Below are 26,404 nucleotides of genomic sequence, written 5' to 3'. Positions count from 1 at the left end.
GTCCCCAGTCACCATCCACTCCCATCACGATCACGCCGTGCTGGCCATCATCGGCCGCGGCGCGGCGCCTTGGCCCGGCTTCAGCCGGAACTCGTAGGTCATCAAATGCCACGGCCCCGAGGCTTCGCGACCGTCGGGCATCACCGCATCGTTGCGCAATTCAACGTTCGAAATCAGCTCGTCCTTGACCCCGAAGACGACGTCGGACTCCAGATATTTATCACCTTCGATGAAAACATGGGTGACCAGCGGCTCGAAGCCAGGGGCGCTGACCAGAAAATGCACATGGGCCGGCCGCATCGGGTGCCGGCGAGCCGCCAGGATCAGGTCACCGACCGGGCCGTCGATCGGGATCGGATAGCTGCACGGCAGGATGGTGCGGAAGGCCACCCGGCCGTCCACATCGGTCGCGAACCGCGCCCGCAGCGACGCGCCCTGCTCGGCATATCCAGGTTTCTGGGAGTCATAAAAGCCGTCATCGTCGGCGTGCCAGACATCGACCGCCGCATTGACGATCGGCGCGCCGTCGAGATCGGTGACGCGGGCCGCCACATACATCGGTTCGCCGTCAACGCCTTCGGCAATGTCGGCGCCGCGCGGCATCGGCTTGTGCTCGCCGACATAGAACGGGCCGAGCACCGTCGTCTGCGTCGCGCCGGCGCGATCGCGGTGATTGACGGCATCGACCAGCATCGAGACCCCGAGCACGTCCGACAGCAGGATGAACTCCTGCCGGCTCGGCGTGCATTTCTGCCCCGTGCGGGTGAGGAAATCGATTGCCTTCTCCCATTCCTCGAAGGTCAGGCCGGTGCGGCGGACGTAGTCGTGCAGCGAGCGCACCAGCTCGCGCATCAGCAGCTTCATGCGCGGATCGGGGGTTTCGTCGAAGCTCTTGACGACCGCCTCGGTGAGGTCGGTCTCGTCGAATTGAGGCATGTCCCGCTCAATGGTCGTTGGAGAGGCGGCGACGGTACACCATGCTTCCGGCCGTGGTAAGCGCCGCCACGGAAGGCGGGCATGCATGGAAGCACAGACGTCGGCGCATCGCGCGCCGCATGGCGCCGATAGAACGCGTCGCGGTTTTCCGATATCAAGGGCGCCCGCGCGAACCATCTCAGAATCCGGGACCGTCAACCGGACGATCCACGATCTTTAAGGAGTGAAGCGATGCCGAGCCAAGCCGCCGTAGCCCAATCCTCGACGCCGACAATCGGATCGGCCGCCAGCGCCGGCATGTCCGAGGCCGCGCTGCGCCGGATCGACGATCATCTGCGGCGACTGTATCTCGATTCCGGCAAGCTGCCCGGCACCCAGACACTGGTGTATCGTCGCGGCCAGATTGTGTACCAGTCCTCGCTCGGCTACGCCGACGTCGAACGCAAAGTCGCGGTGCGCGACGACACCATCTTCCGCATCTATTCGATGACCAAGCCGATCACCTCGGTGGCATTGATGATGCTGTTCGAGGAAGGCCGGGTGCAGCTCGACGATCCGGTGGTGAAGTACATTCCGCAATGGGCCAATCTCGGCGTGTTCCAGGCCGGCATCGCGCCGTATTTCCTGACCAAACCGCCGGCGCGGCCGATGCAGGTGGTCGACCTGCTGCGCCACACCTCCGGCCTGACCTATGGCTTCCAGAATCGCACCAATATCGACGCCGCCTATCGCGACAAAGGCATCGGCGCCTTCGAGAAGGCCGGCACGTTGGATTCCTGGATCGCCGATCTGGCGCAGATCCCGCTGGAGTTCTCGCCTGGGGACGCCTGGAATTACTCGGTGTCGACCGACATCGTCGGCTACATCGTGCAGAAGATCAGCGGCATGCCGTTCGAGCAGTTCGTCAAGCAGCGCATCCTTGATCCGCTCGGCATGACCGACACTGACTTCTACGTGCCGGCTGCCAAAGCGCAGCGGCTCGCCGCCTGCTACACCGCCGACGGCAAGGGCGGCATGACGCTGTCGGACGATCCGGCAGCCTCGAGCTTCCTCGCGCCGCCCGCGCTGATCTCCGGCGGCGGCGGGCTGGTCTCGACCACCGCCGACTATCTCACCTTCTGCCGCGCGCTGCTCAACGGCGGTGAACTCGGCGGCGTCCGGCTGCTCGGGCCGAAGACGCTGAAGCTGATGACCAGCAATCATTTGCCCGGCAACCGCGACCTCACCCAGATGTCGCTGTCGATGTTCTCCGAGGCGACCAATGCCGGCATCGGCTTCGGCCTCGGCTTCGCCGTCAACATGAACCCGGCGCTGACGCTGCTGCCGGGGTCGGCCGGCGAATTCTATTGGGGCGGCGCCGCCTCGACGGCGTTCTGGGTCGACCCGGCCGAAGAGCTGATCACCATCTTCATGACCCAGCTCATCCCCTCCAGCGCCTACCCGGTCCGCCGCGAGTTGCGCACTCTGGTGTACAGCGCGATCACCGAGAGCAATCTTTAGATCGCAGCCTGTCCTCTCGTCATTCAGAGAAGCGAAGCGACGAAGCAATCCCGCTCTGCTCGAAACTGGATTGCTTCGCTCGGAATGACCGAGCTAATCGCGCACATGCACGACGGCGATGTCGTCGGCGTAGAGCCGGCGCCAGCCCGGCCGTTCGTCCATCTGCCGGACGGCAGGCGCGCTTGGCGGCAGCATCGTCGCATCGATGTCGTTGTCGGTCAGCATGCGGTCGAGCGCGGCGGAATCACGCCCTGCGGTGGCGCGGATCATGTCCATCACCCGCGCCTCGCCGTACAGCTCGGCACGGCCGTCGATGAACACCGGCACGTGGCGCGAGATCAGATAGCCGCCGAAGATGTACGCGTTGAAGATCCGCTTGGCGCCGTGTGCCTGCACGGCGGCCAGTGCCCGCTCCGGCACCTGGGGCTCGTCGAAGCGATAATGCAGCCGCGGCGCCGCAGCGATCGTGGCCGCGATGATTGCGATCACGGCGACGACGCCGGCCCAAGCCGGCGGGGTGAGATCAGGCTTCGCCTCGGGCGACTTGCGCCCAAGCCCGAGCTGCAGCGCCCACGGCCGCGCCGCGATCATCGGGACCAGGAGCGCGTAGTGTTCGATGCTGCGGACATGGGCAAGCGCCATATGCACCAGCCCGAGCACCAACAGCAGCCGCGGCCACGGCAACGTCAGCCCGCGCGCCAGGACAATGCCGAGCAGCGCCAGCAGGCTGGCTTCGAAGGTGCCGAATTTGGAAAAGTCCGACGACGCCCATTCGCCGAGCGTCGACAACACTTCGCCGAGGCTGAGGATCCTGGTGGCTGCCAGCAGCGTGCCCCAGCCGTAAGGCGTGGCGCAACAGGCGGCGACGGCGGCGAGGCCGAACGCGGCCCAGCGCAGCGCCAGCGCCGCTCGGCGCTGCGGCTCGGCCTGGCGCAGCGCCTCCACTCCCAACGGGCCGATCAGCATCAGCCCGAACACGAAGCCGCCGTGCAGATTGGCCCACAGCACCATCACCAGCAGCAGCGCCCAGGGCGGCGCAGCTTTCCGATCGGCTGCATCGATCAGGCCGATGAACCAGGCCACCATGACGGGAAGCGTCAACATGTGCGGCCGTGCCAGCACGTGCGGCATGATCAGCACCATCACGGCGAGCGCCAGCGCCGACGTCACCAGCGCGGAGGCGTAGCGCTCGAGGTAAGCGGTGAACATCGCCAGCGCCACCGCGACCGCGACCGCGGTGACGATCACCGGCCCGGCCCAACCGGCCTGCATCGCCAGCGCCAATATCACCTGCGCCAGCCACGAGCTCGACTGCCAGGGCTCGCCGGCCTTGCTGAACGAGAAGCTGTCGACCGTCGGCACCGTGCCGTGCGCCAGAATCCAGCGGCCGGTTTCGATCTGCCAGTAGCTGTCGGAATCCTGCAGCAGGCTGTCGCCGAACAGCAGCAGGAAGACGAGCACGCCGGTGCCGACCAGCAGCGGCAACACGAAGCTGCGCGCGCCGGCGGTCTCGGTCAAATGGATCGCCGGAACGGTCAAGGAGCGGCTCTTTCCGATCGGAAGCAACGTTCCGGAAATCGAACCACACCCGCCGATAATATCCGGTAAAGCTACAGGCCCCGGCGTTCAGATCTTGTTAACCCTCAGATCTTGCGGTCGCGGCCCTGCCAGAACGGATCGCGCACCGCGCGGCGCAGCAGCTTGCCGACCGGGCTCTTCGGTACCTCGTCGATGAACCGCACCTGCTTCGGCACTTTGTAGCTCGCCACTCGCTCGCGCGCGAAAGCGATCAGCTCGGCTTCCTCGGCGCTAGCGCCGGCGCGCAGTGCCACGAAGGCCGCGACGCTCTCGCCCCATTTATCGTCGGGCAACCCGACCACCACCACCTCGCGCACCGCCGGATGCGCCGCAAGCGCGTCTTCGACCTCGCGCGGATACACGTTGTAGCCGCCCGACACGATCATGTCGGAGGTGCGGTCGACCAGATACAGATAGCCGTCCTCGTCGAACCGGCCGACGTCGCGGGTGCGCAGCCAACCATCGGGCAGGAACATCTGCGCGTTCAATTCGGGCGCGTTGTAATAGCCCTTCATCGCAAACGGCGTGCGCAGCGCAATCTCACCGGCCTCGCCCGGCGCGACCTCCTCGCCGGCTTCATCGACCAGTTTGACCTCGCAATCGATCGACGGCCGGCCGCAGGAGGCGAGCCGCTGCTCGGCCTTCGGGCCGACGTGATCCTGCTGGGTCAGATGGGTGATGAAGATCGGCGCTTCGGATTGGCCGTAATACTGCGCGAACCGCGGGCCCCACAGCTTCAGCGCCCGCTGCATCACCGGCCGCGGCATCGGCGAGGCGCCGTAGATGATGCGTTTGACGCTCGAAAAGTCGGCCTGCTCGATGCCCGGATGATCCAGCAGCATGCCGATCATGGTCGGCACCAGATTGAGCGCAGTCGGCTTCCAGCGCTCGACCGCCTCCAGATAGCTTGCGGGCGTGAAGCCGGGCAGCACCGCGGCGACGCCGCCGCGCAGCCAATACGGCACGATGAAGCAGCCCGAGGCGTGGATCATCGAGGCGGCGTGCAGCATCACGTCGCCCTCGCCGACCTCCATATTGATCAGCACATTGGTGGCCATCGCCGCCCAGCTCGCCTGGGTGTGCTCCACCGCCTTGAGCTTGCCTGTCGTGCCCGAGGTGAAGATGGTGATGACGATGTCGTCCGGCTCGCAGCGCCGCGCCAGCGGGGCATCGGACTGCGCCTTGGCGAGCTGCAGCAGATCGTCCGCATCCGCGCTGCCGATGCTGATCAGCTTGAGGCCCTGCATTGCCTGCGCCAACTCGCGGGCGCGGTCGGTCAGGTCGGTGCCGTGGATCAGGATATCGACGCCGGCGCCTTCGAGCATCTGTTGCTGTTCGACGAGCGACAGGCGGGAATTCAGCGGCACCCGCGACAGCCGCGATTTGACGAAGCCGAAATCGATCGGCAGCGTGTAGATCGAATTGTTCAGCAGCATCCCGACCCGGCTGCCGACATCGAGCTTGAAGGTGTCGATGAAGACGTTGGCGATGCGGTTCGACAGCAGATCGACCTCGGTGAAGGTCATGCGCTGATCGCCGAACATCACCGCCGTCTTCGGCCCGTGATACACCGCGCCGCGCCGGATCATCTCGGATGCCAGCATCGTGGTCCCTCCCTGTCTGTGCCCGCCGCTTGCTGCGGCGTGGCTGTTAGGTCTTCGTCCTCTCAACGAGTCATTCCGGGGCGCTCACGAAGTGAGCGAACCCGGAATCTCGCCGCCACAACCTCGGGATTCCGGGTTCGCGCTCCGCGCGCCCCGGAATGACCGCCTGCGGCGGTCACTTCCCCGGCCACACCGGCTTGCGCTTCTCGGCAAACGCCTTCAGGCCTTCCTTGGCATCTTCGGTCATCGCCAGCAGCGCGATCTGGCTTTCGGTGTAGGCGATGCTCTCGTCGAATGACATCGAGGCGATCGCGCGCATCGCATATTTGCCGCGGCGGATCGCGGTCGGCGACTTGTCGGTCAGCCGCTTCGCCAGCCACTCAACCTTGGCGTCGAGTTCGGCGGCCGGCACCACGTAGTTCAGCAATCCGGCCTCTCGCGCCGTCGCCGCATCGAACGGCTCGCCGGTCAGCGACCATTCGGCAATCAGGCGCCGCGGCGCGATGTCCTGCAGCAGGCTCATGACCTGCATCGGGAACACGCCGACCTTCACCTCCGGCAGCCCGAACACGACGTTGTCGGCCGCCACCGCCATGTCGGTCATGCACAGCAGGCCCATGCCGCCCGCCATGCAGGTGCCGTTGACGCGGGCGATCGAGGGCTTGGTCGCGTTCTGCGCCAATCGCAACAGATCGGCATAGTCGACATTCGGCTTGGAAAAATCGAACGAGAACGCCGCCCCGGTCGATTGCAGATCTGCGCCGGCGCAGAACGCCTTGTCACCGGCGCCGGTGAGCACGATCACCCGCACCTCGGCGTCGTCATGCGCCTGCTTCCAGCCGCTTGTGATGCCCTCGACCACGCCGGCGTTGATGGCGTTGCGCTTGTCGGGACGGTTGATGGTGATCCACAGCGCGCTTTCGCGCTTCTCGATGATCACGGCGTCGTTGCTCATGTCAAATGCCCTTCGTCTTCGTCATTGCGAGGAGCGGAGCGACGAAACAATCCAGCTCCGTGCACTGCGCTCTGGATTGCTTCGCTTCGCTCGCAATGACGGGGATAGTTAGTGCTCCAGAACTCTACGTCGCCGCTTCGATCTCGGCGACGATGCGGCCGGCGGTGACCTGCTCGCCTTCAGCGACATCGATGGTGATGATGCCAGAGCCAGGCGCCGTGTGCACGTGCTCCATCTTCATCGCTTCCAGCGTCAGCACCGGTTGGCCGGCCTCGACACGGTCGCCGGCTTTGACCAGCACCGCGACGACGCGGCCGTTGAGCGCCGCGCGCAACTTGCCGTCGCCGCCGCCACGCGCGGCACTTTGCGGCGCCGCGCGGGTCAGGTCGACGATGCTGTTCTGAACGCCGAGTCGCTGCACGAACAGCCGGTCGCCATCGCGGTGGAACACCGCAGACTCGCCGAGGCCCTTGGCCTGGAAGCGGATGCCGCCAGCGGACAGCTCCTCGATCACAAAGCTGATCGATTGCCCCTCCTGGCTCACGACGTAGCTGCCGTCGCGCTCACGCACCACCTCGCAAGCCTGCTCCGCGCCGTCGAGTTCGAACTTGAGCCGGGTCGGAAACACCGCCGCGAGCGACCGGCCGGGCCGATGCGGCGGCGCGTGGCGGTCGGTGACGTAGAGCAGCAGCGCCGCGACCGCGGGTGCCGGCACCGCATCGTCCGGCAGCGACCGTACTAACTCGTCGCGATGCTGCGCGATGAAGGCCGTGGTCGCCTCCCCGGCCGCGAACACTTGGTGGCGCAGACAGGCGGCGAGGAAGCCGCGATTGGTCGTGACGCCGAAGGCGATGGTGCCGTCGAGGCCATGGATCAGCTTGCGCCGCGCCTCATCCCGGCTGGCGCCGACCGCGATCACCTTGGCGATCATCGAGTCGTAATACGGTGGAATCTCCGCACCCGATTGCAGCGCGTGCTCGACACGCAGTTCGCCCGGCATCCGCCACAGCGCCATCCGGCCCGACTGCGGCATGAAGTCGTGGTCGGCATCCTCCGAGCACAGCCGCACTTCAATGGCGTGGCCCTTGAAGGTCACATCGTCCTGGCGCAGCGGCAGCGGTTCGCCGGCGGCGATCCGAAGCTGCAGCTCGACCAGATCGAGTCCGGTGATCGCTTCGGTCACCGGATGCTCGACCTGCAGCCGGGTGTTCATCTCCATGAAGTAGAAGTTGCCTTCGGCGTCGAGCAGGAACTCCAGCGTGCCGGCGCCTTCGTAGCCGATCGCCCTGACGGCATTCACCGCCACGGTGCCCATCTGCTCACGCAGGGCTTCCGACACCGCGGGCGACGGTGCCTCCTCGATCAGCTTCTGGTGCCGGCGCTGCACCGAGCAGTCGCGTTCGCCGAGATGGATGGCGGCGCCATAGCGATCGCCGAACACCTGGATCTCGATGTGCCGCGGCTCGAGGATCGCGCGCTCCAGGATGACGGTCGGATCGCCGAACGCGCTTTGCGCTTCCGAGCGGGCGCTGCGCAGCGCGTCGGGCAGCGCCGCAGCGTCCTGCACCAGCCGCATGCCGCGGCCACCACCACCGGCCACCGCCTTGATCATGATCGGAAAGCCTATCCGCTCGGCTTCGCGGATCATCGCAGCGTCGCTTTGATCTTCGCCCTGATAGCCCGGCACGCACGGCACGCCGGCCTTCAGCATGATCTCTTTGGCGCCGGCCTTGTTGCCCATCGCGGCGATCGACTCGGGCGACGGTCCGATAAAGACCAGCCCCGCATCGCGGCAGGCAGCGGCGAAGTCTTCGTTCTCGGCGAGGAATCCGTAGCCGGGATGCACCGCGTCGGCGCCGGCAGTCTTCGCTGCCTGGATGATCGCCGGGATGTTCAGGTACGACTGCGACGGCTGCGCACCGCCGATCGCCACGGCCTCATCGGCGGCGCGAACGTGGGCGGCGTCGCGATCCGCGTCGGAATACACCGCGACCACACCATAACCGAGCCGGCGGGCACTGCGCATCACCCGCAGCGCGATCTCGCCGCGGTTGGCGATCAGGATCTTGGAGAACGGCGTCAGCTTCAACATACGGGTCACACTCATGGCCGGGACACCGCGAACTGCATGCGCTGCGGCTCGCGCGCTTCGCTCTCACGACAGATCGCCAATACTTCGGAGAGCATGGCGCGAGTGTCGCGGGGGTCGATCACGCCGTCGTCGAGCATCCGCGCCGAGGTCGCGAACACGTCCATCTGGCCGTTGAACACCGCGGTGATGCCGGCCTTCATCTGATCGAGCTTGTCGCGGTCGACCGGCACGCCCTTCCGCGCCGCGCCGGCTTCGGCGACGATCGCCATGGTCTCGGCGGCCTGCTCGCCGCCCATTACGGCGGTCTTGGCGTTGGGCCAGGAGAAGCAGAACCGCGGATGGAAGCCGCGGCCGCACATGCCGTAATTGCCGGCGCCGAACGAAGCGCCGCAATAGATCGTGATCTGCGGCACGGTGGCCGAGGTCACCGCCTGGATCATCTTGGAGCCGTGCTTGATCATGCCGGCTTCTTCGTAGGCGCGGCCGACGATGTAGCCGGTGGTGTTGTTGAGATACAGGATCGGGGTGCGCGACTGGCAGCAGGCCTGGATGAAGTGCGTCGCCTTGTTGGCGCCGGCCGGATCGAGCGGGCCGTTATTGGTGATGATGCCGATCGCCATGCCGGCGATCCGCGCCTGACCGACCACCGTGGCCGGGCCGTAGTTCGGCGACATCTCGGTGAAGTCGGAGTCGTCGACGATCCGCGCGATTACCTGGCGCATGTCGACCGGACGCTTGTGATCCATCGGCATGATGCCGAGCAGTTCTTCCGGATCGTACAGCGGCGGGTGATAGGTCGCGGGATCCGGCCCCGGACCGGAGCGGTCCCATGGCAGCCCGGCCATGATGTCGCGCGCGATCCGCAGCGCGTCGCGGTCGTCTTCGGCGAGGTAATCGCCGAGACCGGAAATCGAGGTGTGCATCTCGGCGCCGCCGAGTTCTTCCTCGGTGGCGATCTCACCTGTCGCAGCCTTGAGCAATGGCGGCCCTGCGAGAAACGCCCGGGTCCGGCCGCGCACCATCACGATGTAGTCGGACAGGCCGGTCTGATACGCGCCGCCCGCGGTGGATGAGCCGTGCGTCACCGTCACCACCGGCAGTCCGGCGGCGGACATTCGCGCCAGGTTACGGAAGATGTTGCCGCCGCGGACGAAGTCCTCGACGCGGTAGCGCAGCAGATTGGCGCCCGCGCTCTCGACCAGCTGCACGAACGGCAGCCTGTTCTCCAGCGCCAGCTCCTGAATCCGCAGCGTCTTGTCGAGACCGAACGGCTGCAGCGCACCGGCGTCGATGCCGGAATCGTTGGCGCTGATCATGCAGCGGATGCCGGCCACATAGCCGATGCCGCCGATCACACCGCCGCCCGGCACGCTCTTGTCGGCGTTGGCGGTGTCGAACATGTAGCCGGCGAGCGTCGACAGTTCGAGGAACGGTGTACCGGGATCGAGTACCAGCGCGACGCGCTCGCGTGGCAGCAATTGCCCGCGCTTGTGGAAGCGCTCGGCGGAGGCGGAGGACAGCGTCCGCGCCCTCGCCTCCAGCATCCGCATCCGCTCGATCAGCGCCAGCATGCCGTCGCGATTGGCCCTGAAGCCCTCACTCCCCGGCGCTACGGTGGATTCGATGATTGCCATTCACGCTTCCCTTAGTCGTTTCCGTCATTCCGGGGCGCGACCGCAGGTCGCGAGCCCGGAATCTCGATGTGTTCTGAACCTCGGGATTCCGGGTTCACGCCGCGTCGCGGCGTGCCCCGGAATGACGGTGAATCACCCCGTCTGCCCGAGCATGAAGTGATCGGTGAAGGCGCTGCGCAGCTCGACCTTGCGCAGCTTGCCGGTGGCGGTCATCGGCATGTCGTCGACGATGCGCAGCAGCTTCGGCACCTGGAAGCCGCCGAGATGCTTCTTGCAGTGCTCGATGATCTCGGCCTCGGTCGCAGCCGCGCCGGGCTTGAGCTTGACGAAGCCGGACACCGCCTCGCCCCATTGCGGATGCGGCAGGCCGACAACCGCGGCATTCATCACCGCCGGATGCGCCAGCAGCGTCTCCTCGATCTTGACCGAGGCGACGTTCTCACCGCCGGACTTGATCATGTCCTTCTTGCGGTCGAGGAACAGCACCTCGCCGTGCTCGTCGATCAGCGCCAGGTCGCCGGTGTGGTGCCAGCCGAATTTTCGCGCGGCCTCGGTGGCTTCGGGATCCTTGTAATAACCGAGCATCACGTTGGGGCCCCGATGCACGATCTCCCCCACCTGACCGACGCCGAGAAGGTTGCCGGCGTCATCCATGATCGCGGTCTCGTTGACCAGCGTCGACTCGCCCCAGTAATTGCCGAAGCGAGCGAGCTGGCGGTCCGGCTGCGACATCGTCGTCGCCGGATACATCTCGGTCTGCCCCGACGGCTGGACAAAGGTCGGGCAGAGCTCGGCGATCGCGCGCTCCAGCAGCGGCCGCGGCATCGGCGCCATGGTGTAGATGCAGCAACGCAGGGTCGAGAGATCGAACTCCTTGCGCCGCGGATGGTCGAGGATCACCTGATACATCAGCGGCAGGCCGATGAAGACGGTGAGCTTGTCGCGCTGGATCGCCTCCATGCAGGCGACCGGATCGAAGCCGCGCATCAGCGCCATCTTGCCGCCGACGATCAGATAGCTCAGCAGCACGACGTGAGCGGCGCAGTGGAACAGCGGAAATTGTCCGGTGATGCCGTCAGTGCGCGAGAGCTGCATCTCGATCGCATTGCTCATCGCCGCCATCGTCACCGCAAGGTGGCCGTGCATCGCCCCCTTCGGCCGCGAGGTGGTGCCCGAGGTGTAGATGATCATCGCCAGATCGCGATCGTCGAACGCCACTTCAGGCTCTATCTCGGACTGGCCGTCTAGCAATTGATCGAAGGTCGGCAGTCCGGTTTCGGCGGCCTTGCCGGCCAAATCGATCGTGACGAGGTCGATGCCGCGCTCTTCCAGCGCGGCGCGGCGCTCCGGCTGGCCGAACAGATTGTCGTCGATCACCGCGACCTTCACGCCGGCGTGGTCGAGGATGTAGCTCATGTCGTCGGGGCCGAGCATGGTGTTGATCGGCACCCAGACGAGGCCAGCACGATGAATGCCGAACAGCGCTTTGACGAACTCGACCGAGTTGTTGCAGATCGTCGAGATCTTGGCGCCCGGCTGCAGCCCGCGCGCGACCAGAGCATTGGCGAAGCGGTTGGCGTCGCGTTCGAGTTCGCCATAGCTGACCTGACGGGCGCCGTCGGTCAGTGCGATGCGGTTCGGAAACCGCTTCGCCGATTTACGCAAGATGTCGCCGATCGCCACGCGGCCGATCCGCCCCGGTCCCGGCACGCCGCCGGTCGCTTCAAGACTGGTCATGGTTCACTCCCTCGAGGTGAGGCAGCTCTTCCGGCTGCTTGGTCTTAAGGTCCGTCTCGTCATTGCGAGGAGCGAAGCGACGAAGCAATCCAGGCTTGCTGCGTGACCTTCTGGATTGCTTCGCTTCGCTCACAATGACGGCAGCGTTGTTAGTGCAGTACGCCGAAAATCTTGCGCGCCTCTTCGGGCGAGGCAATCTCACGCCCGGCGCGGCGGGCGCAGCCGGCGATCTCTTCGATCAGCTGGCCGTTCGAAGTCACCTTCTCGCCGTTGGCCAGATAGAACGTGTCTTCGAGTCCGGTGCGCAAATGGCCGCCGAGATCGGCGCAGGCCTGATGCAGCGGCCAGATTTCGGCACGGCCGATCGCGGTGACCTGCCAATGCGCTTCGGGGCGCTTGAGCTTCAAGAGGATCGGCAGCAATTCGGGATCGGCCGGCATGCCCGAGGCAACGCCCATCACGAAGTTGTATTCGAGCGGGCCGGAATACATCCCGGTCTGCACATACATGCCGACGCAGCGCACGATGCCGACGTCGAAGCACTCGAATTCCGGGATGGTGCCGGCGTCCTTCATCGCATCGAGGAAGTCCTGCACCTTCTCGACCGCGTTATCGAACATCATCGGCGGCCAGGCCCAGCTGTTGTCGGCCTTGACCTTGAGATAGTTCAGCGAACCGGCGTTGCAGGCGGCGATCTCCGGCTTGGTCTCGCGGATACAGGCGAGCGGGCCCTGGTAGTTCGGGCCCGAGGTGCCGGAGGTGTGGTTGATGATGATACCCGGGCAGGCCTCGCGGATTGCCTGTTGGATCTCGCGCGAGACGTTGACGTCCCAGCTCGGCAGATGGCCCTTGTCGGGGCGCTGATCGCGCAGATGGATGTGCACGATCGCGGCGCCGGCGTCGTAAGCCGCCTTGGCCTCGCGGGCCATCTGTTCCGGCGTCACCGGCACATGGTGCTGCTTCGGATCGGTCAGCACGCCGTTCAGCGAGCAGGTGATCACCGCCTTGTCGCTCATTCGTTTCCAGCCCTTTCAGGTTGCTGTAGCGCCGCCTGCGATTGCGACGCGAACCATGTTGGGCAGAATGATGCTGAGCGCGCGTCGGCGTATCTTGCGCCGACGCGCTGAGTGCGGTGATCAGGTGCGGCCGTGCCGCAGTTCGGCGACGCGCATGCTCTGCGGATCGCTGCGCCAGATCGCCAGATCGCGCGAGCCGGAGAAGATCGCGCGCGGCTGCAAACCATAGAACCGCCGGATCGAATGGCTGAAGTGCGTCGAGTCCGGATAGCCGATGTCCTGCGCCAGATGCGCCAGGTTGATGTCGGAGTTGACGAAGTGCAGCAGATGCCGCGCCCTCTTCCAGGCCCGGAAAGCGCGGAACGACACCCCGGTCTCGTCCTTGAACAGATGCAGGAAGCGCGACTGCGACAGGTTGGCAGCGCTGGCGCAATCCTCAGCCGTGACCGTGTCGGTGCCGACGTCGTTGAGGCGGGCAATCGCGCGAGCAACGCGGCGATCAATCGCGCGGGCCGGCAGCGGCTCGCCGAAGAACAGATTGTCGAATTCGGTGGTGGTGAAGCCGTCGCGGCGCCCGACCGCAATCAGCGCTCCGTAGGCCTGCCTGATCCGGCTCGCCAGTGCCATCGCGCCCGCTCCGCCGATCCGCACGCCGAGCGCCGCCATCGGCCCCGGCAGCACCGTCTCGGGCTCGATGATCAGGCTGATGATGCAGCGCGAATCCGATTCGACATTGTGCGGCAGATAAGGCGGCACGAACGCCACCGCGCCGACCTGTTCGGGGCGGCCTTCGATCGTCACCCGCAAGGTGCCCTGCATCGAAACATAGATCGCGTAACCGCCGCTGGTGCGGCGTCGCGGGCGGCCCAGCAGGCCGGCATAAAACACCCGTTCCGGGCTGATCAGCATCAGATGCCCGGATTCCGGACAGGCGTCGTTCGTCATCGTTCCTCCCGGGGCGGGTTGTCGCCCGTTGCCGCATGGTTCTGCGGGTGCCCTCTTCGCGGAGCACCCAGACAATACAGCAACCCGGGACGTTGTCACCGGGCGAGATGACGCGGAGTTCCAGCTCCGGCGGGAAACTGCGCCGGAGCTTAAGTGAATGATTTCAGGCCCGTTTCGGCACCTGCTGGGCCTCGCCGGCGCGGGTTTCGGCCTCCAAAGCCCGCTGATAGCCATCGCGCTGCTGCAGCCGGGCCCAATAGGCGGTGACGTTCGGGCCGAAATCCTTGGCCAAGCCGAGATTGCTGGCGAGACGCAGGGCATAGCCGTTGACCACGTCGGCGGCGGTAAAACGGCCGGCGCAGAGATAATCGCCCTGCCCCGCCGCAGCCTCGACCGCCCGCAGCCGGCCCAAGAACCATTTGGCGTAGTCCTCGACCACCTGCGGCTGACGCCGCTCGTTCGGCTCCAGCGTGCCGTAGCGCAGCACCAGCGTCTGCGGGAAGGTCAACGTCGCGTCGGAGAAGAACATCCAATTGAGGTACGCGCCATAGGCCGGATCATCGACTCCGACGACCAGTGGCGTTGGGCCGTGGCGCGTGCCGAGATACTGACAGATGCCGGAGGACTCCGTCATCTTGGTGTCGCCGTCGATCATGAACGGGATGGTGCCGAGCGGATTGATCGCCAGATATTCCTTGGCGAACACCCGCGGCGGAAACGGCAGCATCTTCAGCTCGTATGCGAGCCCCATCTCCTCCAGCATCCACAACGGCCGAAACGACCGCGCGCCATGGCAGTGATACAGCGTGATCATGGTGTTCGCTCCCTTTTCAGCGTCATTGCGAGGAGCAAAGCGACGAAGCAATCCACTTCAGTGCACGAGGCTGGATTGCTTCGCTTCGCTCGCAATGACGACGGTCTGATCTCGACCTAGTCTAAGCCTTCCCCGGCAGCGTCCCGTTCATCTTGCACAGAATGCCGAGCATCACCTCATCGGCGCCTCCGCCGATCGCGGTGAGGCGGCTGTCGCGATATGAGCGGCTTACCAGGGTTTCGTTCATGAAGCCCATGCCGCCCCAGAACTGCAGGCAGGCGTCGGGCACTTCGCGGCCCAAACGGCCGGCCTTGAGCTTGGCCATCGTGGCGAGCTGGGTGACGTCTTCGCCGGCGACCAGCGCTTCGGCGGCGCGATACACCAGCGAGCGCAGCAGCTCGACCTCGGTCTGCAGCTCGGCGAGACGGAAGTGGATCACCTGGTTGTCCAGCAGCGGCTTGCCGAACGCCTTGCGGCCGCGAGTGTATTCGATGGTGTTCTGGATCGTCTTCTCGTGCGCCTTGAGGCACGCCGCCGCGCCCCACAGCCGCTCCTCCTGGAACTGTACCATCTGATAGGTAAAGCCCTTGCCCTCTTCGCCGATCCGGTTGCGCTTTGGCACCCGCACCTCGTCGAAGTAAATCTGCGCGGTGTCGGACGAGCGCATGCCGAGCTTGTCAAGCTTGCGCGCGATCGTGACGCCCTTGGTCTTCATCGGCACGCAGATCAGCGACTTGTTGCGATGCACCGGGCCCTCGCCGGTGTTGCACAAGAGGCAAATCCAGTCGGCCTGGGTGCCGTTGGTAATCCACATCTTGCCGCCGGAAATCACGTAGTCGTCGCCGTCGGATTTCGCCGTGGTCTTGATCGAGGCGACGTCCGACCCCGCGCCCGGCTCCGACACGCCGATGCAGGCGACGTAGTCGCCGGCGATCGACGGCGCCAGAAATTCCTTGCGCAGTTCGTCGGAGCCGAACCGCGCCAGCGCCGGCGTCGCCATGTCGGTCTGCACGCCGATCGCCATCGGAACGCCGCCGCAATTGATTGCGCCGAGCTCCTCCGCCATCATCAGTGCGTAAGAGTAATCGAGCCCCTGCCCGCCATATTCCACCGGCTTGTTGAGCCCGAGGAAGCCGAGATCGCCGAGCTTCTTGAACAACTCGTGCGCCGGGAAGATGCCGGCGTTTTCCCACTCGTCGACGTGCGGATTGATATCGCTCTGAATAAACTTCTGCAGAATGCGGCGCGGTTCGTCGTGGTCGGCAGTGAACAGCATCTGGTTTCTTCCCTGGTCATTCCGGGGCGCACGCCGCAGGCGGGCGAACCCGGAATCTCGCTCGTTATTTTCGTTTATCGTTGTCACCTCGGGATTCCGGGTTCGCGCTGCGCGCGCCCCGGAACGACGATGTGAGGCTAAAGCCCCATCTGCCGGCTGGCGAGGTCCTTCATGATTTCCTCGGTGCCGCCGCCGATGGCGTTGACTTTGACGTCGCGATAGATCCGTTCGACCTTGACGCCGCGCATGTAGCCGGCGCCGCCGAAGATCTGCACCGCTTCCGAGGCACAGAACGCCATCGTCTGCGTCGCCTGGTTCTTCAGCATGCAGATTTCGGCGATCGGGCTCTCGCCCTGATCGACGCGCCAGGTGAGCAGTTCGAGCATCGCCTGCGAGGCGGCGATCTTCTGGGCCATATCGACCAGCTTGTGGCGGATCACCTGATGCTTCACCAGCGGCTTGCCGAAGGTGACGCGTTGCTTGGCGTATTCCGTCGCCTCGTCGAGGCAGACCTTTGAGGCGGCGATGCAGCCCGCCGCCATCGTCAGCCGCTCACTGTTGAAGTTCATCATGATGATCATGAAGCCGGCGCCCTCGGTACCGAGCAGATTGGCGGCCGGCACGCGGCAATTGTCGAAGTGCAGCGTCGCGGTGTCGGACGCCCACCACCCCATCTTCTTCAGCGGCGTCCGCGTCAGCCCGGGCGTATCGCCGGGGATCAGCAGCAGACTGACTCCGCCCGGCCCGTCGCCGCCGGTGCGCACCGCGGTGGTGATGTAGTCGGCACGCATGCCGGAGGTGATGAAGGTCTTCTCGCCATTGACGACGTAATGATCGCCGTCACGCACCGCGCGGGTCCGCAGGTTGGCGACGTCGGAGCCGCCGGAGGGTTCGGTGATCGCCAGCGCCGAGATCTTCTTGCCGGAGAGAATCTCCGGCAGCACCCGCTCCTTCAATTCAGCAGAACCTGCGCGCGCGATCGGCGGCGCGCCGATCGAATGGCTGTTGAGGCTGGCGCTGACGCCGCCGGCCGCCGCCCGCGCTAATTCCTGGGTGGCAACGATCCACATGAACTGATCGCACGGCGTGCCGCCGTATTCTTCCGGAAAGCCGAGACCGAGCAGCCCGATCGCCGCGGCCTTCTCGTACAGTTCGCGAGGGAAGCCGCCGGCCTCGTCCCACTCGGTCGCAAACGGTTCGATTTCATTCTGGACGAAACGCCGGATCACGTCGCGAAACGCGATGTGGTCGGCATTGTAGAATGGTGAGTTGGTCAATCCTCGCACCCGCGGTCAGCCTATGCTGACGGCGAGGATGCCGGGAAAGCCCGGAACCGCCTTGCGTCGAGGCGCTGACCGCTGCGCGCGGCGAACGGCGGATCAGTGGTGGTGCTTTTGCTGCGCGATATAGGCCGCCAGATCCTTGGTCTCGTCGCGGCTCAGCGCCATGTTGGACATCTTCGGATGCGGTTCGAGCAGGAAGAACGCCAGCTTCTCTTCGTTGAAGTTGGCCTGCGAGGCGATCGCCGCAAACGACGGCGCCATGTCGGTGCCCTTCCGCTGCTGGTCGGAGACGACGTGGCAGCTGGTGCACCAGCGCTTGGCCAGCGTCTCACCATTTTCGGCATCGGCCGCAAGCGCGCGTCCGGCGCCGGCGATCAGCAGCAACGACAGGCCCCAAGTGACAGCGCGCATCGGAAATCCCTTGTGTTCTGCCAGGCGGCGGCGCCGCCGAGGCAAATCAGAAAGTTCCGCTGTTTACTTCAAGCGGCGGTGGGGCGATAGATGGCCGATCGGCGGGTATCCTGAAAGTTCCCGCATCGCCGGTCATTGCGGCAGTATCCCTTGGTCCCGAAAGGTGCATAATCCAGCGCTCATGGCCCTGCTTCGGACCTCCCCTGCCCATGCTGACCGCACAACGTGATTCGCTGCGGTTGCTCCGCGCGATCCTGGTCGCATCCGTTGTGCTGCCGATCGCGCTGTTCAGCTACGCCTCCTGGCTGTCGTATCGCACCAACGAAGCCAATGCCGATCGCCAGATCGACAAGACGCGCGACATCATCACCGAACATGCGCTGAAGATCTTCGAGTCGGTGCAGCGTTCGATCGCCGAGACGTCGGAGATCGTGCGCGGCATGTCGGACGATGAGATCCGTGCGAACGAAGCCACACTGCACGCCCGCTTGAATCGTCTGATCGGCGGTTCCGAGCAGATCAAATCCATGTGGATCTTCGACAAGACCGGACGGCCGCTGATCAACACCATGCAGTTCCCGTCGCCGAGGTCGGACCTGTCCGACCGCGATTATTTCCGGGTGCATATCGACAAAGACATCGGCCTTTATGTCGGACGCGTGCTGCAGCCGCGGCCTCCTTTCGACGGCGCACCGTTCTTCAGCGTCAGCCGCCGACGCAACGCGCCGGATGGCAGCTTCGCCGGCGTGATTCAGACCTCGGTGCTGCCGGATTATTTCGAAGGCTTTTACGCCAAGGTCGGCCGCGACGAAGGCAGCTTTGCGTCGCTGGTGCGCGACGATGGCGCGATCCTCGCTCGGATGCCCGAAATCGACGGCACCGACACAGCCGTGAAGCCGGACGGCATCGTCGGCCAGGCGATCCGCGAAGGCCACAGCGAGGGCCGGATGACCACGGTGTCGGCGCTCGACGGCGTCGAGCGACGCGTCGCATTCCGCAAGCTGCCCAATCTGCCGGTCTATGTGTTCGCCGGCCTGGAGACGAGCGCGATCCGCGCGGCGTGGCAGGCACAGATGGGCGCCTATCTGCTGGTCGGCCTGCCGGCCACCGCAGCGCTGATCGCGATCGTGCTCCTGGCGATGCGGCGAACGCAGAAGCTGTACGAAGAGGCGGATCGTCGCCATATCGCCGAGAATGCACTGAAGCAGTCGCAGCGGCTGGAGTCGCTCGGCCGCCTCACCGGCGGCGTCGCGCACGACTTCAACAACCTGCTGATGGTGGTCGGCGGCTCGGTACAGAAGCTGCGGCGACGGCATAGCGATCTGCAGGACATCCGCAGCTTCGACATGATCGACTCGGCGGTCGCCAAAGGCACCGCCCTGACCCGGCAATTGCTGTCGTTCTCGCGCCGCCACAACGTCGCCGCCAAAGCGGTCGACCTCGGCGACGCGGTGACCAAGTTCGCCGATGTGCTGCGGCAATCGGTGCGCAGCGACATCGGCATCGTGATCGATCCTCCGCACGAGCCGGTGGTGGTGATGATCGACCCCAACGAGTTCGAGATCGCGCTGCTCAATCTCGCGCTGAACGCGCGCGACGCGATGCCCGACGGCGGCCGGATTACCATCTCGATCCGTACCGAGACGCTAAAGAACTTCGGTCCACGCCGGCTCAGCGGCAACTACGCCATCCTGTCGTTTGCCGACACCGGCGTCGGCATCCCGGACGACATTCGCGAGCGGATCTTCGAGCCATTCTTCACCACCAAGCCGGTCGACCGCGGCACCGGTCTCGGCCTCAGCCAGATCTACGGCTTCGTGCAGCAATCGAGCGGCGCGATCACGGTCGACAGCGAACTCGGTCGCGGCACGCGGTTCGATCTATTCCTGCCGCTCTCGACGGAGGCCGTCGGTAGCGACGAGCCGCTGCCGACGCTGGCCGTGCCGCGATCCGGCAAGCCTAAGACTTTATTGCTGGTGGAAGATCACCCCGACGTGGCGTCGGTGGCAGCGGACTACGCCGCGCAATGCGGCTTTACGGTGGTGCCGGCGAACTGTGCCGAGGCCGCGATCGAGGTGCTCAATCGCCGACGCGACATCGATCTGGTGTTCAGCGATATCGTGATGCCCGGCATGAGCGGGCTCGAGCTCGCGCGGCTGATCCGTGAGCATCATCCCGAGACGCCGGTCGTGCTGGCGTCGGGCTACAGCGACCGTTCGGCATCGGCTCTGAGCGAAGGTTTTGCCCTGCTGCAAAAGCCTTACACGCTAAAGGACATGCGAGCGGCGCTGGCCCAGGCGCTGCAAGGCATCCCGGGCACGGCACCTGTGTGAACCCGCCGCTGCGCGGAGCCAATCACCCCGCGCAGCTCAAAATGCACGCTCACCAATGACGGTGGTGATGCCAGTGGCGATGGCCGCCCCAGCCGGGACCGAAACCGGCGCGGATCACGGGCCCGCCGTAGGCGCCATAGGCGCGATATGGCCGGTAGTAAGAGCGGTAGCCGTAATACACCGGACGCGGCCGGTAATAGTAGCGTGGGCCGCCCCAACCCCAGCCGCCGCCGTAATAGGCCGGACCGCCGTAGTAGCCGACATAACGCGGGCCGTAACCATAGCCGCCGTAGTACGGACCGCCGCCATAGTAGCCGTAGCCCGGACCATAAGCGTAGGCATTGGTCGCCACGCCTGCGATCAGCGCGCCGGCGGCGAGACCACCGATGAACGGACCGATGCCGCCACGCGCTTCAGCCGGAGCCGGCGCCGCGACGGTCGCGGCGGCAAGGGTGGCGACGGTACCTAGAACCAACGCAGTCTTTGTCATGGAGCACATCCTCTGAGCCGTTGACGTGGCGGATAACCGCAGCGTTTTGCAAAAGTTGCGGGAACCCTGCCCTCCGAAGCCCCAGCACACGCAGAATCTATGTACGCCAGGAAGCGGAGACCGGAACCCGACGAAAAGTCGCAGTGGCTAAGGTCCGAGGCTATGACTTGGTGGGCGCTGCGGCGGCCGTGACGATGCCGTATTTGGCCAGTTCGTCCGGCTTGAACACGAACAACCGATCCTTCGGCGTTTCCATCGCACGGGTCCAGACTTCGAGGTCGATGCCCATGTCGCGCAGATAGCGCAGGCAGCGCGCCGAGATGCGCTGTGCGTCACTCATCTGGTCGCGCGGCGCAGCAACCTCGGTGCTTTTCACCGCGAACACCTGATGAACGCCGACCGCCGCCTTGGCGCCAACGCGGCGCTCGGTGCCGCCGAACAGCACCAGCGGACAGGAGGAAGCGCACGTCTTGCCGGCTTCGACCTCGGTGGCGAGCTTGCGGTCGCGGATCAGACGGCCCATCGCCAGCGCATCGGACACCGAGCCGCCGGGCGAATTCAGCACCACGGTCTTGATGTACTCGCCGTAGCGGGCGAGCTCTTTGCCGAACGCCTCGGCGCTGCCAGGCGTAATCGTGCCGCTGGCCTGGAGGCGGCCACCGCTGCCGAGTTCGAACGTCATCGGCCGACCAAGCACGCCGCCAGGTTGCGGCAACGGCGTCAACCGGTCGCCGTCGGGCAGCCATGGCGACAGCACCGCAGGCAGTGACGGCAGGCTGAACGGCGCGGTCTCCTGGCTCGTGTCGCCGTCTCGGCCGGCTTGCGTGCCGGCGAGATCGTAGCCGAGCGCCGCAATGGTGGCGATGATCAGCAGCCGAAAGATCAGGCGCAGCACCGCATCTTCCGGATTGCCGGACAGCCAGAGGTGAACGCGCTGTGACAGCGTGGCCATACGGCTACTTGACGTGACGCGCCGAGGCCAGCGCGGTGACATTCTCGTCGGTCGCAGCCGCAGGTTCGATGACTGGCGCAGGCTGATCCGTTACGATCGGCGTGGCCGGATCAGCAGCCGCACGGCTCGCCTGCTCCACTTCGCGCGCCATCCTCAGCGCTGCCATCAGTTCGGCCGCTGTCATGGTGGAGGCGTGCGAGGCGGGCAGCCCGTCCCGGCGGATCGCGCTGTGCACGACGCAGAGGATCAACACCAGCACGGCCGGCATCAGGTCGATCGAGATCGCGCCGGCCCAGCTCGGGATGAAGTCGCCAGCATAGCGCAACACCGCCTCGGCCGGCGACATCGCCTGGAATCGTGCCGGCTCGATCTTGGGTCGGTCGAGGATCGCATCGGCTGCCGCCGCGAGTGACGTGGCCTGCGCCGCCACGGCGCCTTCCACCTTGCCGACCACCGCCGTCTGCCGATCGGCAAGATCGAGGCTACGGCCGCTCGCGGCCGGGGCGATGAACGATGACGACAGCGAGGTCGCAGCGCGCTTCACCGCCGGCGCCACCGAGGTCTGCTGCAGATTGGCGATCACGCCCATCAAAGCCAGGGACTCGGTCGCGAAGCCATCGCTGCGCTCGCCAATCGGGCCGCGGTCGGACACCAGCTCTCGCATCTTGGCGAGGTGCTTGCCGCCCTCTTCGAACAGCGTCGAGACGCGCTTGCCGGAAGCTTCAACCTCCTTGCCGAGACTGTCGAGCTGGCTCGACATCTGGGTCATTAACTGCACCACAGTGCCGGAGCCGGAGGTCCCGGTGAGCGATCCGGTGCGCTCGGCTTCCGCCAGCTTGGCGAAGCGCGATGCGGCGATCTGGATATCGGGCAGCAGCCCTTGCGCAGCGATGGCATTGGTGTTGGCGGCATCGAGATCGCGGGTGTAGTCCTGCACGGTGATCGCCAGATGCTGCCGGATCGCCGCAGCGCCGGCCAGCGCCGACGCATTCAGCCAAGACGACATCGCCACGATCATCAGCGAGCCGAGCAGCATGCAGCCGAACATCAGCCAGCGACCGGCGCGATCGACGACGTGCGGCATGAACTGCATCAGGAACACCCAGAAGGCGTAGATGCCGACCGACACTGCGACCGAATAGATCAGCGCGGCGAAGAACACCGTGGTGGCACTGCCGTTCAACAGGTCGCGCACCCCGAGATAGGTGTAGACGCCGGCGGCCAGAGCCAGGATCGCAGTGGTTAGCTTCAGCATCACTTCGAGCCGGACTACGCCCCGCGACAGCAACAGCGATGCGGGGACGAGAGATGATGCAGGTGAAGAGGACGAGAGCGAGGGGGAACTTGCGGCCGGAGGAGCGGCTTCGGGCATCTGGACATCCACAATGTGCGCATGCTGCGCACGGCCAACGCCCCCGCGTTTCACCTGCGACTGTTAGTTATGGAGTTGGACCAGATTATGGTGACCGACCGCGCGCGCCTGATCACGAGCTAAGTGTTCAGAAGTGCGCGTTCAGCCGCAGCATCGCCTGGTGACGTTCGAAGTGATCGAGGTTCAAAGGCCGCGCGTCGCCGAGCGATTGGCCTGAGACCTGCACCTGCCAGGTTCCAGAGACACCTAGCGTCGGCGTGATCGCATAGGAAAAGGTCGGGCCGAGGAAGACGGCGTCGCCGGCGAAGCGATCGAGCCCGCCGCCATCATAGGCGCGCAGATAACGCAGCCCGACACCGGCGACGAAGCCAGGAGCGAAGGCATAAGACAGCGCGCCGTGAAGCTGCAGTTCGGACTCATGGCCCCACACGCCGGTCGAAAGCTGACGTGTGGCGCCAGTGCCGTACCAGACGTTGAAGGCGGCAAACAGCCGGTCCTTGATCAGTTCGCGGTCGAACAGCGCGGCAAATTCCGCGCCGTATTGCTCGATCCGCATGCCGCTCGCTTCATCGACCCGGCTCCAGCCGGGCTGCGCGTGCAGCGTCAGGCCGAAGGGCGCGACCTCACGGTCGATCAGCTTATAGCGGACTTCGAAACCGGCGCCGTTGAACGACAGATGGCGGCGGTCGTCATAGCCGGGAACCGCATCGATGCGCTGGGCACCGAGCGCCAAGCCGGGCGCGATGCGGAGACGATCGTTCACTGTGTATTTGACCTGGGTGAGCGTCGCCAAGGTGGCGTAGCTGCCGCCGCGCTTGCCGAAGCCAGCGACATTCTCGAGCTCGACCTCGATTTCGCCGGGCTGGCCGATATCCGAGCCCATGGTGAAGCCGAAGATGTGTTCGGTGTCGACACCCTCGGCATGATGACTGCCCGGCACGGTCTCCGGCGTGTCGGTGACTGCGTGAGAGAGCGATGGCAACCACGAGGGTGCGTGGCCCCGCCAGCTTTGCGCCTCCTCGGCGGCGGCCGGCATGGTCCCGGCTAGCAGTGCTGCGAACGAGCGCGCGGCATGTCCGCGGCCTCGGCGTGACGCAAAGCTGTCAGCCTTCCGCCCTCGGCTCACCGCTGCCCGCCCGCTCGTCATCGCCGTTTCTCCCTGGTGCCCGAATCCATTCGCTCAGTGATCCCGCCCCGCAGCCTGCGTCATTGATGTGTCTCGGCGAAAGCGGGTCGAGGCTGCAGCAAGGTCCAATGCCTGATGAAACTTGCCCAGCATGAGCAGGTTGACCTATTTGCAATTGCAAATCAATTGCAAATAATGAGCGAGGCAGCTCCAGGCCCGGTGGTTTTGCACAGACAGGTCGGCCCCAGGGCTGGCGGGGGAGCCCCGGGGCCAGTCATCGCCAACCGGGGAGGTCTCGGCGGTGACGGCAGGATCCGCGGGCCGATGGCTGGCCGACGTGGTGGGTCCTGTCTGACAAATCCCTTGCATGCCCAGGTCGGCGAGCGAAAGCGCCATCGCTTCAAGTGGTTCCAGGCTGACTAACCGATCGTGCGAGATCGCACCGAACAAATTAGGCCGAAATCAACACCCAGGTATAAGTACCGACGCTCCCTGCCCGCCATCTTTCGATAACCATCATGTACTTCGGCGTACGCACGGAACCGGGATCGCGCGTTGCCGCTGCACAGGCGCACCGCGTAGAACTGAGACCGCGCGATTCACCGGGCGCAGGAGGCGTGGAACTGACGGGTTTCGAGGGGATCGCGATCGATCCGAACTACGCACTTGCAGGAGCGGTGACCGGCTTCGTCGTCGGCCTCACCGGGGTTGGGGGCGGCGCGCTGATGACGCCGCTGTTGCTGCTGATCTTCGGCATCGCCCCGCATGTCGCAATCGCCACCGATCTGTGGTTCGCGGCGATCACCAAGCTGATCGGTGCGGCCGTACATAATCGCAGGGGCCACATCGACTGGGGCATCGTCACCCGGCTGTGGGCCGGCAGCCTGCCTACGGCCGGCCTCGTCGTTGCGATCGTCGCCTTGTCCGATCCAGTCGGACGCACGCAGTGGCTCACCAAGACCATCGGCGTGGTGGTGATCCTCACTGCACTCGGCATCGTATTCGCACCACGGCTGATCGCAGCCTTGAATCCGGCGACACCCGATGTCGAGCAGCCGGGCCCGGATCGGACGTCGCTCACGATCTTGGCCGGCGCAGTGCTCGGCGCGCTGGTAGCACTGACCTCGATCGGTGCCGGCGCGCTTGGCACCGTGCTGCTGCTGTATCTCTACCCGCGACGGCTGCTGCCGCATCGGCTGGTGGCGACCGACCTCGCCCACGCCATCCCGCTCGCGATGGTCGCAGGCGCGGGTTACCTGGTCGCCGGCATGGTGGATTGGCACATTCTCGTCAGCCTGCTGGCCGGTTCCATTCCCGCGGTGATCGTCGGCGGATTGTCCGCCGGCAAGCTGTCGGGACGAAAACTGCAGATCGCGCTGGCGGCCGTTCTGTTCGCTGCGGGACTGAAAAGCCTGTTGTTCTGAGCCCGACGCGTTGAAGCGCCGCATCGCCTCGCAAATTGCGGAACGTTTGGGCAGGCATCGCGTTGCGAAGCGTCACGATTGAACAGCCACGCGTTCGATCGCGCCGCATGCCACCGCCGCGCGATCGAGACTACAGGAAGGCACCGGAAACTCCGGTGAGATGCAATGTCCGACGCCTGCGTCATCGAAGTCCGCGCCCGCACCGCCGGGATCCTGGTTCGCGAAGGAGACAGCTACTGCTTCTTCGCAGCGCACCGCGACTTCCACCCGCTGGAGCGTCAATCGTTCGATTCTCTGATCGCCGCGCAGACCGCCGCGAGTCGCTGCGCCAATGGCGGTTCAGAGATTCGCGTCGATCCAACACGGACCGGATCGCAGCGGGGTTAGTTGGCGCGGCGTTCAGCCACGACGGCGCGCACGCTCCGAACCCATGCCGAGGCGGCCGCTTTCAGCCAGTTCACGCAGGCGATGCCGGGCCCACACCCGCATTGCCACGGCTGACGGTTCGGGCTGAGCGCCTGCCGCTTCGGACGTTTCCATCTGTTTGGATTCGTGCTCCGGATCGAAATTCATCATCATCAGCTCCGCATGACTTCGTAACATGTCCGGTAGCCCGGATCCGCCGAGCCCCGTGCGCACAACTACATGCATAGTTCGCGCAATCCGCGGCGGTAGTTTTGTCATCAAGGCAGCCTGAATAGTTCCAATCTGCAAGCATCCGGCGCAAATTCTGACAACCGTCATCTGCCGCGTGTAGCAGCTTAAGCAATCATTAGAATTGCTCTGTTGTTGATCGAAATCAGAACGGCGATTGCCCGTGCTCACAACAGGCTCATAATGCCGAGCCGCGAAGCACCGTCCCGGCCATGTGCTGCAGGACGCTGCGGCTTCTCATCCTTCGAGACGCCCGGCTCCTATCGGGCTCT

Annotated in this window: 22 protein-coding genes; 4 read left to right on the top strand and 18 right to left on the bottom strand. The window is 65.4% G+C overall.

Annotated elements, in window-relative coordinates:
• Positions 1-30 precede the first annotated feature (30 nt).
• Positions 31-936 carry an intradiol ring-cleavage dioxygenase gene (locus tag VRZ08_RS06305; RefSeq protein ID WP_414531999.1) on the bottom strand — a complete coding sequence of 302 codons (906 nt, stop codon included), beginning with the start codon at positions 934-936 and terminating at the stop codon, positions 31-33.
• 231 nt (positions 937-1,167) lie between these two features.
• Here VRZ08_RS06305 and VRZ08_RS06300 point away from each other — a divergent pair, with 231 nt between their 5' ends.
• On the top strand, positions 1,168-2,436 hold the full coding sequence (locus tag VRZ08_RS06300; protein ID WP_414531998.1) for a serine hydrolase domain-containing protein: 1,269 nt from the start codon (positions 1,168-1,170) through the stop codon (positions 2,434-2,436).
• Between the two features lie 93 nt (positions 2,437-2,529).
• On the opposite strand, the gene VRZ08_RS06295 is transcribed toward VRZ08_RS06300, so the two are convergent.
• The 12 genes from VRZ08_RS06295 to VRZ08_RS06240 all read right to left on the bottom strand — a co-directional run bounded on the left by VRZ08_RS06295 (position 2,530) and on the right by VRZ08_RS06240 (position 17,781).
• Complete coding sequence (locus VRZ08_RS06295) at positions 2,530-3,975, bottom strand: hypothetical protein (RefSeq protein ID WP_414531997.1); 1,446 nt, start codon at positions 3,973-3,975, stop codon at positions 2,530-2,532.
• A gap of 104 nt (positions 3,976-4,079) precedes the next feature.
• Positions 4,080-5,618, bottom strand: a complete 1,539-nt coding sequence (locus VRZ08_RS06290) for an AMP-binding protein (RefSeq protein ID WP_414531996.1) — start codon at positions 5,616-5,618, stop codon at positions 4,080-4,082.
• A gap of 175 nt (positions 5,619-5,793) precedes the next feature.
• Positions 5,794-6,573, bottom strand: a complete 780-nt coding sequence (locus tag VRZ08_RS06285) for an enoyl-CoA hydratase/isomerase family protein (RefSeq protein WP_414531995.1) — start codon at positions 6,571-6,573, stop codon at positions 5,794-5,796.
• 124 nt (positions 6,574-6,697) lie between these two features.
• Positions 6,698-8,680 carry an acetyl-CoA carboxylase biotin carboxylase subunit gene (locus VRZ08_RS06280; RefSeq protein ID WP_414531994.1) on the bottom strand — a complete coding sequence of 661 codons (1,983 nt, stop codon included), beginning with the start codon at positions 8,678-8,680 and terminating at the stop codon, positions 6,698-6,700.
• Complete coding sequence (locus tag VRZ08_RS06275; protein ID WP_414531993.1) at positions 8,677-10,299, bottom strand: acyl-CoA carboxylase subunit beta; 1,623 nt, start codon at positions 10,297-10,299, stop codon at positions 8,677-8,679. The genes VRZ08_RS06280 and VRZ08_RS06275 overlap by 4 nt, the downstream gene beginning before the upstream one ends.
• A 132-nt stretch (positions 10,300-10,431) precedes the next feature.
• Complete coding sequence (locus tag VRZ08_RS06270; protein WP_414531992.1) at positions 10,432-12,036, bottom strand: AMP-binding protein; 1,605 nt, start codon at positions 12,034-12,036, stop codon at positions 10,432-10,434.
• Positions 12,037-12,185: 149 nt separating this feature from the next.
• The gene (locus VRZ08_RS06265; RefSeq protein ID WP_107344108.1) at positions 12,186-13,052 is read right to left on the bottom strand and encodes a 3-keto-5-aminohexanoate cleavage protein; all 867 of its coding nucleotides are present in this window, start codon (positions 13,050-13,052) and stop codon (positions 12,186-12,188) included.
• A gap of 120 nt (positions 13,053-13,172) precedes the next feature.
• Positions 13,173-13,997 (bottom strand): helix-turn-helix domain-containing protein, encoded by an 825-nt coding sequence (locus VRZ08_RS06260; protein WP_414531991.1) that lies wholly within the window; start codon positions 13,995-13,997, stop codon positions 13,173-13,175.
• 163 nt (positions 13,998-14,160) lie between these two features.
• Positions 14,161-14,811: a glutathione S-transferase family protein gene (locus VRZ08_RS06255; protein WP_107355302.1), complete on the bottom strand. Its 651-nt coding sequence runs from the start codon at positions 14,809-14,811 to the stop codon at positions 14,161-14,163.
• Positions 14,812-14,932: 121 nt separating this feature from the next.
• On the bottom strand, positions 14,933-16,087 hold the full coding sequence (locus VRZ08_RS06250) for an acyl-CoA dehydrogenase family protein (protein ID WP_414531990.1): 1,155 nt from the start codon (positions 16,085-16,087) through the stop codon (positions 14,933-14,935).
• Between the two features lie 137 nt (positions 16,088-16,224).
• Positions 16,225-17,364 carry an acyl-CoA dehydrogenase family protein gene (locus VRZ08_RS06245; protein ID WP_414531989.1) on the bottom strand — a complete coding sequence of 380 codons (1,140 nt, stop codon included), beginning with the start codon at positions 17,362-17,364 and terminating at the stop codon, positions 16,225-16,227.
• A 102-nt stretch (positions 17,365-17,466) separates the two neighbouring features.
• Complete coding sequence (locus VRZ08_RS06240; RefSeq protein WP_414531988.1) at positions 17,467-17,781, bottom strand: c-type cytochrome; 315 nt, start codon at positions 17,779-17,781, stop codon at positions 17,467-17,469.
• Positions 17,782-17,990: 209 nt separating this feature from the next.
• Between VRZ08_RS06240 and VRZ08_RS06235 the strand changes: the two genes are divergently transcribed.
• Entirely contained in the window at positions 17,991-20,114 is a 2,124-nt protein-coding gene (locus VRZ08_RS06235; RefSeq protein ID WP_414531987.1) for an ATP-binding protein, read from the top strand.
• 49 nt (positions 20,115-20,163) lie between these two features.
• Here the strand turns inward: VRZ08_RS06235 and VRZ08_RS06230 are convergent, their stop codons facing one another.
• From VRZ08_RS06230 to VRZ08_RS06215, 4 genes are all read right to left on the bottom strand, one after another.
• On the bottom strand, positions 20,164-20,604 hold the full coding sequence (locus VRZ08_RS06230; protein WP_107344101.1) for a hypothetical protein: 441 nt from the start codon (positions 20,602-20,604) through the stop codon (positions 20,164-20,166).
• A 160-nt stretch (positions 20,605-20,764) separates the two neighbouring features.
• Positions 20,765-21,556, bottom strand: coding sequence for a hypothetical protein (locus VRZ08_RS06225; protein ID WP_414531986.1), 792 nt, complete (start codon positions 21,554-21,556; stop codon positions 20,765-20,767).
• A 4-nt stretch (positions 21,557-21,560) separates the two neighbouring features.
• On the bottom strand, positions 21,561-22,928 hold the full coding sequence (locus VRZ08_RS06220; protein WP_414531985.1) for a hypothetical protein: 1,368 nt from the start codon (positions 22,926-22,928) through the stop codon (positions 21,561-21,563).
• Positions 22,929-23,055: 127 nt separating this feature from the next.
• Positions 23,056-24,075, bottom strand: coding sequence for a transporter (locus tag VRZ08_RS06215; protein ID WP_414531984.1), 1,020 nt, complete (start codon positions 24,073-24,075; stop codon positions 23,056-23,058).
• Positions 24,076-24,671: 596 nt separating this feature from the next.
• Between VRZ08_RS06215 and VRZ08_RS06210 the strand changes: the two genes are divergently transcribed.
• On the top strand, positions 24,672-25,478 hold the full coding sequence (locus VRZ08_RS06210; protein WP_414531983.1) for a sulfite exporter TauE/SafE family protein: 807 nt from the start codon (positions 24,672-24,674) through the stop codon (positions 25,476-25,478).
• Positions 25,479-25,643: 165 nt separating this feature from the next.
• Positions 25,644-25,865, top strand: a complete 222-nt coding sequence (locus tag VRZ08_RS06205; RefSeq protein WP_107355294.1) for a hypothetical protein — start codon at positions 25,644-25,646, stop codon at positions 25,863-25,865.
• 12 nt (positions 25,866-25,877) lie between these two features.
• On the opposite strand, the gene VRZ08_RS06200 is transcribed toward VRZ08_RS06205, so the two are convergent.
• Positions 25,878-26,303 carry a hypothetical protein gene (locus VRZ08_RS06200; RefSeq protein ID WP_414531982.1) on the bottom strand — a complete coding sequence of 142 codons (426 nt, stop codon included), beginning with the start codon at positions 26,301-26,303 and terminating at the stop codon, positions 25,878-25,880.
• Between the last annotated feature and the right edge of the window lie 101 nt (positions 26,304-26,404).

Origin of the sequence: Rhodopseudomonas sp. G2_2311, assembly GCF_047501505.1 — a bacterium.
Classification (GTDB): Bacteria; Pseudomonadota; Alphaproteobacteria; order Rhizobiales; family Xanthobacteraceae; genus Rhodopseudomonas; species Rhodopseudomonas palustris_H.
This window is presented reverse-complemented; position numbering and strand designations above follow the sequence as displayed.

Coding starts and splice junctions, on each gene's coding strand:
- VRZ08_RS06285 (WP_414531995.1), bottom strand. CDS start 6,573: ATGAGCAACGACGCCGTGATCATCGAGAAGCGCGAAAGCGCGCTGTGG.
- VRZ08_RS06305 (WP_414531999.1), bottom strand. CDS start 936: ATGCCTCAATTCGACGAGACCGACCTCACCGAGGCGGTCGTCAAGAGC.
- VRZ08_RS06220 (WP_414531985.1), bottom strand. CDS start 22,928: ATGCCCGAAGCCGCTCCTCCGGCCGCAAGTTCCCCCTCGCTCTCGTCC.
- VRZ08_RS06205 (WP_107355294.1), top strand. CDS start 25,644: ATGTCCGACGCCTGCGTCATCGAAGTCCGCGCCCGCACCGCCGGGATC.
- VRZ08_RS06255 (WP_107355302.1), bottom strand. CDS start 14,811: ATGATCACGCTGTATCACTGCCATGGCGCGCGGTCGTTTCGGCCGTTG.
- VRZ08_RS06225 (WP_414531986.1), bottom strand. CDS start 21,556: ATGGCCACGCTGTCACAGCGCGTTCACCTCTGGCTGTCCGGCAATCCG.
- VRZ08_RS06260 (WP_414531991.1), bottom strand. CDS start 13,997: ATGACGAACGACGCCTGTCCGGAATCCGGGCATCTGATGCTGATCAGC.
- VRZ08_RS06300 (WP_414531998.1), top strand. CDS start 1,168: ATGCCGAGCCAAGCCGCCGTAGCCCAATCCTCGACGCCGACAATCGGA.
- VRZ08_RS06215 (WP_414531984.1), bottom strand. CDS start 24,075: ATGACGAGCGGGCGGGCAGCGGTGAGCCGAGGGCGGAAGGCTGACAGC.
- VRZ08_RS06275 (WP_414531993.1), bottom strand. CDS start 10,299: ATGGCAATCATCGAATCCACCGTAGCGCCGGGGAGTGAGGGCTTCAGG.
- VRZ08_RS06280 (WP_414531994.1), bottom strand. CDS start 8,680: ATGAGTGTGACCCGTATGTTGAAGCTGACGCCGTTCTCCAAGATCCTG.
- VRZ08_RS06230 (WP_107344101.1), bottom strand. CDS start 20,604: ATGACAAAGACTGCGTTGGTTCTAGGTACCGTCGCCACCCTTGCCGCC.
- VRZ08_RS06265 (WP_107344108.1), bottom strand. CDS start 13,052: ATGAGCGACAAGGCGGTGATCACCTGCTCGCTGAACGGCGTGCTGACC.
- VRZ08_RS06235 (WP_414531987.1), top strand. CDS start 17,991: ATGCTGACCGCACAACGTGATTCGCTGCGGTTGCTCCGCGCGATCCTG.
- VRZ08_RS06240 (WP_414531988.1), bottom strand. CDS start 17,781: ATGCGCGCTGTCACTTGGGGCCTGTCGTTGCTGCTGATCGCCGGCGCC.
- VRZ08_RS06290 (WP_414531996.1), bottom strand. CDS start 5,618: ATGCTGGCATCCGAGATGATCCGGCGCGGCGCGGTGTATCACGGGCCG.
- VRZ08_RS06270 (WP_414531992.1), bottom strand. CDS start 12,036: ATGACCAGTCTTGAAGCGACCGGCGGCGTGCCGGGACCGGGGCGGATC.
- VRZ08_RS06250 (WP_414531990.1), bottom strand. CDS start 16,087: ATGCTGTTCACTGCCGACCACGACGAACCGCGCCGCATTCTGCAGAAG.